At 62.9% G+C, this 11,997-nt stretch carries 10 protein-coding genes; all 10 read left to right on the top strand.

Features of this window, described 5'->3' with window-relative positions:
- Positions 1-54 precede the first annotated feature (54 nt).
- Positions 55-4,278, top strand: coding sequence for a DNA-directed RNA polymerase subunit beta' (gene rpoC / locus NQ204_RS17115; RefSeq protein ID WP_116863893.1), 4,224 nt, complete (start codon positions 55-57; stop codon positions 4,276-4,278).
- Between the two features lie 283 nt (positions 4,279-4,561).
- Complete coding sequence (gene rpsL / locus NQ204_RS17110; RefSeq protein ID WP_004145320.1) at positions 4,562-4,936, top strand: 30S ribosomal protein S12; 375 nt, start codon at positions 4,562-4,564, stop codon at positions 4,934-4,936.
- Between the two features lie 12 nt (positions 4,937-4,948).
- Positions 4,949-5,416: a 30S ribosomal protein S7 gene (gene rpsG, locus NQ204_RS17105; protein ID WP_108767848.1), complete on the top strand. Its 468-nt coding sequence runs from the start codon at positions 4,949-4,951 to the stop codon at positions 5,414-5,416.
- A gap of 138 nt (positions 5,417-5,554) precedes the next feature.
- Positions 5,555-7,696: an elongation factor G gene (gene fusA / locus NQ204_RS17100; RefSeq protein WP_116863894.1), complete on the top strand. Its 2,142-nt coding sequence runs from the start codon at positions 5,555-5,557 to the stop codon at positions 7,694-7,696.
- 51 nt (positions 7,697-7,747) lie between these two features.
- On the top strand, positions 7,748-8,938 hold the full coding sequence (tuf, locus tag NQ204_RS17095; RefSeq protein WP_079220745.1) for an elongation factor Tu: 1,191 nt from the start codon (positions 7,748-7,750) through the stop codon (positions 8,936-8,938).
- Between the two features lie 332 nt (positions 8,939-9,270).
- The gene (gene rpsJ, locus NQ204_RS17090) at positions 9,271-9,582 is read left to right on the top strand and encodes a 30S ribosomal protein S10 (protein ID WP_010341589.1); all 312 of its coding nucleotides are present in this window, start codon (positions 9,271-9,273) and stop codon (positions 9,580-9,582) included.
- An 11-nt stretch (positions 9,583-9,593) separates the two neighbouring features.
- The gene (gene rplC / locus NQ204_RS17085) at positions 9,594-10,244 is read left to right on the top strand and encodes a 50S ribosomal protein L3 (RefSeq protein WP_025879301.1); all 651 of its coding nucleotides are present in this window, start codon (positions 9,594-9,596) and stop codon (positions 10,242-10,244) included.
- A gap of 12 nt (positions 10,245-10,256) precedes the next feature.
- On the top strand, positions 10,257-10,862 hold the full coding sequence (gene rplD, locus NQ204_RS17080) for a 50S ribosomal protein L4 (protein WP_004145337.1): 606 nt from the start codon (positions 10,257-10,259) through the stop codon (positions 10,860-10,862).
- Positions 10,859-11,158, top strand: a complete 300-nt coding sequence (gene rplW, locus NQ204_RS17075) for a 50S ribosomal protein L23 (protein ID WP_079220754.1) — start codon at positions 10,859-10,861, stop codon at positions 11,156-11,158. The genes rplD and rplW overlap by 4 nt, the downstream gene beginning before the upstream one ends.
- Positions 11,159-11,168: 10 nt before the next feature.
- Positions 11,169-11,996, top strand: coding sequence for a 50S ribosomal protein L2 (gene rplB, locus NQ204_RS17070; protein ID WP_004145339.1), 828 nt, complete (start codon positions 11,169-11,171; stop codon positions 11,994-11,996).
- The last annotated feature ends 1 nt before the right edge of the window (position 11,997 follow it).

The following is an 11,997-nucleotide window of genomic DNA, read 5'->3' as shown; positions in this document are numbered from 1 at the left end:
CTGGCAGTCAACTGAAAGCCCATCGACACAGCATTCCTCCTTCTGGAGAACACCATGAAAGACCTGCTCAACCTCTTCAACCAGCAGCGCCAGACGCTGGACTTCGACGCGATCAAGATCGCGCTGGCCTCACCGGACCTGATCCGTTCGTGGTCCTTCGGCGAAGTGAAGAAGCCGGAAACCATCAACTACCGTACCTTCAAGCCGGAGCGTGACGGCCTGTTCTGCGCCGCCATCTTCGGGCCGGTCAAGGACTACGAGTGCCTGTGCGGCAAGTACAAGCGCATGAAGCACCGCGGCGTGGTCTGCGAGAAGTGCGGCACCGAAGTGACCCTGGCCAAGGTGCGCCGCGAGCGCATGGGCCACATCGACCTGGCATCGCCGGTCGCGCACATCTGGTTCCTCAAGTCGCTGCCGTCGCGCATCGGCCTGATGCTGGACATGACCCTGCGTGACATCGAGCGCGTGCTGTACTTCGAAGCCTACGTGGTGACCGAGCCGGGCCTGACCGCCCTGGAGCGCCGCCAGCTGCTGACCGAAGAACAGTACCTGACCGCCCGCCAGGAACACGGTGACGACTTCGACGCCGCCATGGGCGCCGAGGCCGTGTACGAACTGCTGCGCACCATCGACCTGCAGTCGGAAATGACCCGCCTGCGCGAAGAAATCGCTGCTACCGGTTCGGAAACCAAGCTGAAGCGCCTCACCAAGCGCATCAAGCTGATCGAAGCCTTCCTGGAATCGGGCAACCGTCCGGAATGGATGGTCATGACCGTGCTGCCGGTGCTGCCGCCGGACCTGCGTCCGCTGGTCCCGCTGGATGGCGGCCGCTTCGCGACCTCCGACCTGAACGATCTGTACCGCCGCGTCATCAACCGCAACAACCGCCTGCGCCGCCTGCTCGAACTGAGCGCGCCGGACATCATCGTGCGCAATGAAAAGCGCATGCTGCAGGAATCGGTCGATGCGCTGCTGGATAACGGCCGTCGCGGCCGTGCCATCACCGGCACCAACAAGCGCCCGCTGAAGTCGCTGGCCGACATGATCAAGGGCAAGCAGGGCCGCTTCCGCCAGAACCTGCTGGGCAAGCGCGTCGACTACTCGGGCCGTTCGGTCATCGTGGTCGGTCCGTACCTGCGCCTGCACCAGTGCGGCCTGCCGAAGAAGATGGCGCTCGAGCTGTTCAAGCCGTTCGTCTTCGCCAAGCTGCAGCGTCGTGGCCTGGCCACCACCATCAAGGCCGCCAAGAAGCTGGTCGAGCGCGAAGAAGCCGAAGTCTGGGACATCCTGGAAGAGGTCATCCGCGAACACCCGGTCATGCTGAACCGTGCGCCGACCCTGCACCGTCTGGGCATCCAGGCGTTCGAGCCGGTGCTGATCGAAGGCAAGGCCATCCAGCTGCATCCGCTGGTCTGCACCGCGTTCAACGCCGACTTCGACGGTGACCAGATGGCCGTCCACGTGCCGCTCTCGCTGGAAGCCCAGCTGGAAGCGCGTGCGCTGATGATGTCGACCAACAACATCCTGTCGCCGGCCAACGGCGAGCCGATCATCGTGCCGTCGCAGGACGTCGTGCTGGGTCTGTACTACATGACCCGCTCGCTGGAAAACAAGAAGGGCGAGGGCATGGCCTTCGCCAACATCGCCGAAGTAAAGCGCGCCTACGACAACCGCGTGGTGGAACTGCACGCACGCGTCAAGGTCCGCATCACCGAAGTGGTGACCGACGAAGAAGGCAACAAGCAGAACAAGACCTCGATCGTGGACACCACGATCGGTCGCGCCCTGCTGGCTGAAATCCTGCCGGAAGGCCTGCCGTTCGCGCTGGCCAACACCGAGCTGACCAAGAAGAACATCAGCCGCCTGATCAACTCCAGCTACCGCCAGCTGGGTCTGAAGGACACGGTCGTGTTCGCCGACAAGCTGATGTACACCGGCTTCGCTTACGCGACCCGCGCCGGCGTCTCCATCGGCATCGACGACATGCTGATCCCGGACGAGAAGAAGGGCATCCTCACCGAGGCCGAAGCCGAAGTGCTGGAAATCCAGGAGCAGTACCAGTCGGGCCTGGTCACCGCCGGCGAGCGCTACAACAAGGTGGTCGACATCTGGTCGCGCACCAATGAGCGCATCGCCAAGGCGATGATGGACACCATCGGTACCGAGAAGGTCGTCAATGCCAAGGGCGAGACCATCGACCAGAAGTCGATGAACTCGCTGTACATCATGGCCGACTCCGGTGCGCGTGGTTCGCAGGCGCAGATCCGTCAGCTGGCCGGCATGCGAGGCCTTATGGCCCGCCCGGACGGCTCGATCATCGAGACGCCCATCAAGGCGAACTTCCGCGAAGGCCTGAACGTGCAGGAGTACTTCAACTCCACCCACGGTGCCCGTAAGGGTCTGGCCGATACCGCGCTGAAGACCGCGAACTCGGGTTACCTGACCCGTCGTCTGGTCGACGTCGCGCAGGACGTGGTCATCACCGAGGTGGATTGCGGTACCACCGAAGGCCTGATCATGACCCCGATCGTGGAAGGCGGCGACGTAGTCGAGCCGCTGAAGGATCGCGTGCTGGGTCGCGTGGTTGCCGAGGACGTGTTCCTGCCGGGCAACGACGAAGATCCGATCGTCACCCGCAACACCCTGCTGGACGAAGCCTGGGTCGCCAAGCTGGAAGACGCCGGCGTGCAGAGCATCAAGGTGCGTTCGACGATCTCGTGCGAATCGGCCTTCGGTGTCTGCGGTCGCTGCTACGGCCGCGATCTGGCCCGTGGCCACCTGGTCAACATCGGTGAAGCGGTCGGCGTCATCGCCGCCCAGTCGATCGGTGAGCCGGGTACCCAGCTGACCATGCGTACGTTCCACATCGGTGGTGCGGCGTCGCGAGCTGCTGCGGTCGACAACATCACCGTCAAGACCACCGGTTCGGTCAAGTTCAGCAACCTCAAGTCGGTCGAGCACGCCAACGGCTCGCTGGTGGCAGTGTCGCGTTCGGGCGAAATCTCGGTGCTCGATGCCCACGGCCGTGAGCGTGAGCGTTACAAGCTGCCGTACGGTGCGACCATTACCTCGAAGGACGGTGATTCGATCAAGGCTGGCCAGACCGTGGCCAACTGGGATCCGCATAACCACCCGATCGTGTCGGAAGTTGCCGGCTTCATCCGCTTCATCGACTTCGTCGACGGCATCACCGTCATCGAGAAGACCGACGAGCTGACCGGCCTGGCGTCGCGCGAAATCACCGATCCGAAGCGTCGTGGTACCCAGGCCAAGGACCTGCGCCCGATCGTGCGCATCGTCGACGCCAAGGGCAACGACCTGTCCATCCCGGGCACCGATCTGCCGGCGCAGTACCTGCTGCCGCCGCGTTCGATCGTCAACCTGCAGGACGGCGCCGCCGTGGGCGTGGGCGACGTCGTCGCCAAGATCCCGCAGGAAGCGTCGAAGACCCGCGACATCACTGGTGGTCTGCCGCGCGTGGCCGATCTGTTCGAAGCCCGCAAGCCGAAGGATCCGGCGGTGCTGGCCGAGCGTTCGGGCATCATCAGCTTCGGCAAGGACACCAAGGGCAAGCAGCGCCTGATCATCAAGGACACCGATGGTTCGGAACACGAAGAGCTGATCCCGAAGTACCGGCAGGTCATCGTGTTCGAAGGCGAGCATGTCACCAAGGGTGAAACCATCGTGGACGGCGAGCCGAGCCCGCAGGACATCCTGCGTCTGCTGGGTGTCGAACCGCTGGCTGCCTACCTGGTGAAGGAAATCCAGGACGTGTACCGCCTGCAGGGCGTGAAGATCAACGACAAGCACATCGAGGTCATCACCCGCCAGATGCTGCGCAAGGTCGAGATCACCGACCAGGGCAGCAGCAAGTTCCTGAACGGCGAACAGGTGGAGCGCCAGCGCGTAATCGAGGAGAATGCGCGCCTGTCGACCCGCAACGAGCTGCCGGCGCACTTCGATCCGGTCCTGCTGGGTATCACCAAGGCATCGCTGGCCACCGAATCGTTCATCTCGGCCGCTTCGTTCCAGGAAACCACCCGCGTGCTGACCGAAGCTGCCGTCCGCGGCACCAAGGACAACCTGCGCGGCCTGAAGGAAAACGTCATCGTCGGCCGCCTGATCCCGGCCGGTACCGGTCTGTCGTACCACAGCAGCCGCCGCCGCGGCGCTTCGGGTCTCACCGACTCGGAGATGCAGGCCCTGACCGGCACCCCGGCGGCCGTTGAAGCTCCGGCCGTTGAAGCCGAAGCTGAACAGGCGTCTGGCGAAGAATGAGGTATCAGGTCCGGCCGCGAGGCCGGACCACCCCGTCGGTCCATCGACGGGATTGGGAAAGGGCAGGGGGGATCGTCCGCGATCCACCCGGTCAACCTGAACGGGGTGCACGGAGGCTCCCCAGTAACGTTCCAGGATCAGGGACGGGCTTGACAGGAGGCGTTTGACTGCTTTCCTGACAGGTTGCTACAATCGTCTGTCTCAGCAGGCCAGAATTTTGGCCTGCTTTAACATTTCCGCATCTCTGGCCGGATTTCCGGCCACCAATCAGAAGAACCTACTGATGGCGACGATCAACCAGCTGGTCCGCAAGCCGCGGCAAGCTACTACGTACAAGAGTGCCTCGCCGGCGCTCGACAAGTGCCCGCAGCGCCGTGGCGTCTGTACGCGCGTTTACACCACCACCCCGAAGAAGCCGAACTCGGCTCTCCGTAAGGTTGCCAAGGTCCGCCTGACCAACCAGGAAGAAGTCATTTCCTACATCGGCGGCGAAGGCCACAACCTGCAGGAGCACTCCGTGGTCCTGATCCGTGGCGGTCGCGTGAAGGATCTGCCGGGTGTGCGTTACCACACCGTTCGTGGCTCGCTCGACGCCGCCGGCGTTGCCAAGCGTCGCCAGGCCCGTTCCAAGTACGGCGCCAAGCGTCCGAAGGCATAAGGAGAGACCACTATGTCGCGTAAGGGTAATACTCCGCAGCGTTCCGTCCTGCCGGATCCGAAGCACGGAAGCGAAACCATCGCCCGTTTCATCAACATGGTCATGCTGAGCGGCAAGAAGTCGGTCGCTGAGAAGATCGTGTACGGTGCCATGGACGTCATCGCCGAGAAGAACGCCAACTCGATCGAGCTGGTGCAGAAGGCTCTGGACAACGTCGCTCCGGCGGTCGAAGTGAAGTCGCGCCGTGTCGGTGGTGCCACCTACCAGGTGCCGGTCGAAGTGCGTGCCTCGCGCAAGATGGCTCTGGCCATGCGCTGGCTGATCGACTCCGCGCGCAAGCGTGGTGAGAACACCATGCCGAAGAAGCTGGCTGCTGAACTGATCGACGCCTCGGAAAACCGTGGCGGCGCCATCAAGAAGCGCGAAGAAACCCACCGCATGGCCGAAGCCAACAAGGCCTTCGCCCACTACCGCTGGTGAGTTTGACGGCCTTGTAAAACAGGCAGGGCAGCACCACATCGGTGCTGCCTCGCGGCCCCGGAAGGGCTGCGCCAATCCGAAGGCCGCCGCAAGGCGGCGTTCGGCCATCCGAAATCCAAGAAATCTGAGAGGCTCCCCGTGGCCCGTTCCACTCCCATCGAGCGTTACCGTAACTTCGGCATCATGGCTCACATCGATGCCGGCAAGACCACCACGTCCGAGCGCATCCTGTTCTACACCGGCAAGAGCCACAAGATCGGTGAAGTGCACGACGGCGCCGCCACCATGGACTGGATGGAGCAGGAGCAGGAGCGTGGCATCACGATCCAGTCCGCTGCCACCACCGCGTTCTGGAAGGGCATGGACAAGTCCCTGCCGGAGCACCGCTTCAACATCATCGACACCCCCGGGCACGTTGACTTCACCATCGAAGTCGAGCGTTCGCTGCGCGTGCTGGATGGCGCGGTGTTCGTGCTGTGTGCCGTCGGTGGCGTGCAGCCGCAGTCGGAGACCGTGTGGCGCCAGGCCAACCGTTACAAGGTGCCGCGCATTGCGTTCGTCAACAAGATGGACCGCACCGGCGCCAACTTCTACAAGGTCCGTGACCAGCTGAAGGCCAAGCTCGGCGCTGTCGCCGTGCCGATGCAGCTGCCGATCGGTGCCGAGGATGGCTTCAAGGGCGTCGTCGACCTGCTGAAGATGAAGGCCATCCATTGGGATGAAGCCTCGCAGGGCATGAAGTTCGAATACGGCGAAATCCCGGCCGACCTGCAGGAAAAGGCTGAAGAAGCCCGTACCTTCATGATCGAAACCGCGGCTGAAGCCAGCGAAGAGCTGATGGAAAAGTACCTGGGCGGCGAAGAGCTGGCCGAGGCTGAAATCATCAACGCGCTGCGTACCCGTACCCTGGCCACCGAAATCGTCCCGATGTACTGCGGTTCGGCGTTCAAGAACAAGGGCGTGCAGGCCATGCTCGACGGCGTGATCCAGTTGCTGCCGTCGCCGGTCGACGTGCCGGACGTGACCGGTACCGACGTGGATGACGAAAACGTCGCCATGACCCGCAAGTCCGACGACAAGGCTCCGTTCTCGTCGCTGGCCTTCAAGATCATCACCGACCCGTTCGTCGGCGCGCTGACCTTCTTCCGTGTCTACTCGGGCACCCTGAACGGTGGCGACACCGTCCTGAACTCGGTGAAGGGCAAGAAGGAGCGCATCGGTCGCATCCTGCAGATGCACTCGAACAACCGCGAAGAAATCAAGGAAGTTCTGGCCGGTGACATCGCCGCTGCCGTGGGCCTGAAGGACACCACCACCGGTGACACCCTGTGCTCGATCGACCAGCCGATCATCCTGGAGCGCATGACGTTCCCGGAGCCGGTGATCTCGATGGCTGTCGAGCCGAAGACCAAGTCGGACCAGGAAAAGATGGGTCTGGCCCTGGGCCGTCTCGCGCAGGAAGATCCGTCGTTCCGCGTCAAGACCGACGAAGAATCCGGCCAGACCATTATCTCGGGCATGGGCGAGCTGCACCTGGACATCATCGTCGACCGCCTGAAGCGCGAGTTCAACGTTGAAGCCAACGTCGGCGCGCCGCAGGTGGCCTACCGCGAAACCATCACCCTGGCTGACGTGAAGTCGGACTACAAGCACGCCAAGCAGTCCGGTGGTAAGGGTCAGTACGGTCACGTCGTGATCGAACTGTCGCCGATCACCGCTGAAGACCGTGCCGATGCCAAGATCGCTCCGCTGATCAAGGACGACTTCCTGTTCATCAACGACATCACCGGTGGTGTGATTCCGAAGGAATTCATCCCGTCGATCGAAAAGGGCCTGCGCGAAACCATCACCAGCGGTCCGCTGGCTGGCTTCCCGGTGGTGGACGTGAAGGTCAAGCTGGTCTTCGGTTCTTACCACGACGTCGACTCCTCGGAAATGGCGTTCAAGCTGGCATCGTCGATGGCCTTCAAGCAGGGCTTCGCCAAGGCCAAGCCGGTTCTGCTGGAGCCGATCATGAAGGTCGAGATCGTGACCCCGGAGGATTACCAGGGTGACGTGATGGGCGACGTGAGCCGTCGTCGCGGCGTGCTGCAGGGTTCGGACACCACCGGTGACGGCTCCGCTTCGATCATCAACGCGATGATCCCGCTGGGTGAAATGTTCGGTTACGCCACTGCGCTGCGTTCGCAGACCCAGGGCCGCGCCACCTTCACCATGGAATTCGACCATTACGAGCCGGCGCCGAACAACATCGCCGAAGCCGTCATGAAGAAGGGCTGAGCCTCGCTCAGCCTCTCCTGAAACCACTTACGACAATCAAGGGATACAACAATGGCAAAGGGTAAGTTCGAGCGCACCAAGCCGCACGTCAACGTCGGCACCATCGGTCACGTCGATCATGGCAAGACCACGCTGACCGCCGCGCTGACCAAGATCGGCGCCGAGCGCTTCGGCGGCGAGTTCAAGGACTACTCGGCGATCGACGCCGCTCCGGAAGAGAAGGCTCGTGGCATCACGATCTCGACCGCGCACGTCGAATACGAATCCACCACCCGTCACTACGCCCACGTCGATTGCCCGGGCCACGCTGACTACGTCAAGAACATGATCACCGGTGCCGCCCAGATGGACGGCGCGATCCTGGTGTGCTCGGCCGCTGATGGTCCGATGCCGCAGACCCGCGAGCACATCCTGCTGTCGCGTCAGGTCGGCGTGCCGTACATCGTCGTGTTCCTGAACAAGGCCGACATGGTTGACGATGCCGAGCTGCTGGAACTGGTCGAAATGGAAGTCCGCGAGCTGCTGAGCAAGTACGACTTCCCGGGCGACGACACCCCGATCATCTCGGGTTCGGCCCGCCTGGCGCTGGAAGGCGACCAGAGCGACATCGGCGTGCCGGCCGTGATCAAGCTGGTCGATGCTCTCGACAGCTGGATCCCGACCCCGGAGCGTGACGTCGACAAGCCGTTCCTGATGCCGGTGGAAGACGTGTTCTCGATCTCGGGCCGCGGCACCGTGGTGACCGGTCGTATCGAGCGCGGCGTGATCAAGGTCGGCGAGGAAATCGAAATCGTCGGCATCCGTCCGGTGCAGAAGACCACCGTGACCGGCGTCGAAATGTTCCGCAAGCTGCTGGACCAGGGCCAGGCAGGCGACAACGCCGGTCTGCTGCTGCGCGGCACCAAGCGTGACGACGTCGAGCGCGGCCAGGTTCTGGCCAAGCCGGGTTCGATCAAGCCGCACACCAAGTTCGACGCCGAAGTCTACGTGCTGTCGAAGGACGAAGGCGGCCGTCACACCCCGTTCTTCAAGGGCTACCGTCCGCAGTTCTACTTCCGTACCACCGACATCACCGGTGCGGTTGAGCTGCCGGAAGGCGTCGAGATGGTGATGCCGGGCGACAACATCAAGATGGTTGTCACCCTGATCAACCCGGTCGCCATGGACGCCGGCCTGCGCTTCGCAATCCGCGAAGGTGGCCGTACCGTCGGCGCCGGTGTGGTCTCCACCATCATCGAGTAATCTGCTACACTCTGCGCCCCGATGTTGCCTGGGTAGGGCATCGGGGCGTATCAAACGGGAAAGTAGGCACAGGATGTGCCTTGTGTTCCCCGGACCAGGAAGGGTCAATGCCATTCAGGCGGCGTCAACAGGAAACTGTTGACAGCTGCCTTGCGTGCCATTATGCTTCGTCGTCTGGGCAGGCCTGTTTCTAGGTCTGCCTACGTTTTTGAGGTCTACGGATTGACCTTGTCGGCCTGCAGGAGTGCGGGCCGTCCGTATTCAGGGATTTCATGGGACAAAGCAACCCAGAGGCTTTGTCTGTCGCTCTTTTAACGAAGGAACCTACCGCCATGGCGGACCAAAAGATCCGGATCCGGCTGAAAGCGTTCGATCATCGTCTGATCGACCGTTCGGCCAGCGAGATCGTTGAGACGGCCAAGCGGACCGGCGCGCAAGTGCGTGGCCCGATCCCGCTGCCGACCAAGATCGAGCGTTACACCATCCTCGTCTCCCCGCACGTCGACAAGGACGCGCGTGACCAGTACGAGACCCGCACGCACAAGCGCGTGCTCGATATCGTTGACCCGAATGACAAGACCGTGGACGCGCTGATGAAGCTCGAACTGGCTGCCGGCGTCGACGTTCAGATCAAGCTGACCTGAGGACTACGACCATGACGAAGAAGTATTCGTTGGGCTTCGTGGGCCGCAAGGCCGGCATGAGCCGTGTGTTCACCGAAGATGGCCGCTCCATCCCGGTGACCCTGATCGAAGCAACCCCCAACCGCATCGCGCAGATCAAGACCGTCGAAACCGACGGCTACAGCGCCGTGCAGGTGACCGTCGGCGCTCGTCGCGCTGCCCTGGTCAACAAGCCGGAAGCCGGCCACTTCGCCAAGGCGAAGGTGGAAGCGGGTCGTGGCCTGTGGGAATTCCGCGTTGAAGACGCGCAGCTCGGCGATTTCGCCGTTGGCGGCGAAGTCAAGGCGGACATCTTCGAAGTCGGCCAGATCGTCGACGTCCAGGGTGTCACCAAGGGTAAGGGCTTCCAGGGCACCATCAAGCGCTACAACTTCCGTATGGGCGATGCAACCCACGGTAACTCGCTGTCGCATCGCGCGCCGGGTTCCTTGGGCCAGCGCCAGACCCCGGGTCGCGTTTTCCCGGGCAAGAAGATGTCGGGCCACATGGGCGCAGTGCAGCAGAGCACGCAGAACCTGGAAGTGGTCAAGGTCGACGTGGAGCGCGGTCTGATCGCGGTTCGCGGCGCCGTTCCGGGTGCGGCGGGTGGCGACGTGATCGTCCGTCCGGCGAGCAAGGCATAAGGAGAGATGACGATGGAACTCGTTATCACGGGTAGCAACAACAAGGTCTCGGTCTCCGACGCCGTGTTCGGTCGCGATTTCAGCGAAGATCTGGTCCACCAGGTCGTCGTTGCTTACCGCAACGCCGGTCGCGCCGGCACCAAGGCGCAGAAGACTCGCTCCGAAGTGGCAGGTACCACCAAGAAGTCGAAGAAGCAGAAGGGCGGCGGCGCGCGTCATGGCGCACTGACGGCTCCGATCTTCGTCGGCGGCGGTGTCACCTTCGCGGCAAAGCCGCGCAGCTTCGAGCAGAAGGTCAATCGTAAGCAGTACCGTGCCGCCATGTGCGCGATCCTGTCCGAGCTGAACCGTCAGGGCCGTCTGACCATCGTGGAGTCCTTCGATGTCGAAGTGACCAACACGAAGGGTCTGATTGCCAAGCTGGCCGGCCTGGAAGTGGGCAAGCGCCCGCTGATCGTCACTGAAGAAGCCTCCGAGCACCTGTACCTGTCCGCCCGCAATCTGCCGTACGTGCAGGTGCGTGACGTCCAGGGTCTGGACCCGGTGTCGCTGGTCGGTGCCGACACGGTCGTCATCACCGCTGATGCGGTCAAGAAGGTCGAGGAGTGGCTGGCATGAACAGCAACGAAAAAATCTTCAGCGTGCTGCGTGCCCCGCGTGTCTCCGAAAAGACCGCTCGCATTCAGGAACTTTCCAACCAGTATGCCTTCGAAGTTTCGAACGAAGCCACCAAAGCCGATGTAAAGGCCGCGGTCGAGCAGCTGTTCGGCGTCAAGGTCGAGGCTGTCAACGTGGTCAACGTCAAGGGCAAGAACAAGTCCTTCCGTAACCGTGCTGGCCGCCGCGGCGATTGGCGCAAGGCGTACGTTCGCCTGGCCGACGGCCAGTCGATCGATGTAACGGCCAAGGCCTGAGGTACATCCCATGCCATTGATGAAATTCAAGCCCACTTCCCCCGGTCGCCGTTCGGCCGTGCGCGTGGTTACCCCCGACCTGCACAAGGGTGCTCCGCACGCCGCACTGGTCGAGTCGCAGAGCCGCTCGGGTGGTCGTAACCACCATGGCCGCATCACCGTGCGTCACGTCGGTGGTGGTGCCAAGCAGCACTACCGCATCATCGACTTCAAGCGCAACAAGCTGGGCATCCCGGCGCGCGTGGAACGCATCGAATACGATCCGAACCGCACCGCCCACATCGCCCTGCTGTGCTACGTCGACGGCGAGCGTCGTTACATCATCGCCCCGAAGGGTCTGAAGGCTGGTGATCAGGTGATCGCTGGTTCGGACGCCCCGATCAAGGCTGGTAACACCCTGCCGCTGCGCAACATCCCGGTCGGTACCACCATCCACTGCATCGAACTGAAGCCCGGCAAGGGCGCTCAGATCGCCCGCGCCGCTGGTGCGGCCGTGCAGCTGGTTGCCCGCGAAGGCATCTACGCCACCCTGCGCCTGCGCTCGGGTGAAATGCGTAAGGTTCCGGTCGAGTGCTGCGCCACCATCGGTGAAGTCGGCAACGACGAGCACAGCCTGGAAAAGCTGGGCAAGGCCGGTGCCAAGCGTTGGCGCGGCGTCCGCCCGACCGTTCGTGGTGCTGCCATGAACCCGGTTGACCACCCGCACGGTGGTGGTGAGGCCAAGGCCGGCCAGGGTAATCCGCATCCGGTCACCCCCTGGGGTGTCCCGACCAAGGGTTACAAGACGCGCCATAACAAGCGCACTCAGCAGTTCATCGTCCGCGATCGTAGGGGCTAAT

This window comes from Stenotrophomonas testudinis (assembly GCF_024499815.1).
GTDB lineage: Bacteria > Pseudomonadota > Gammaproteobacteria > Xanthomonadales > Xanthomonadaceae > Stenotrophomonas.
This window is presented reverse-complemented; position numbering and strand designations above follow the sequence as displayed.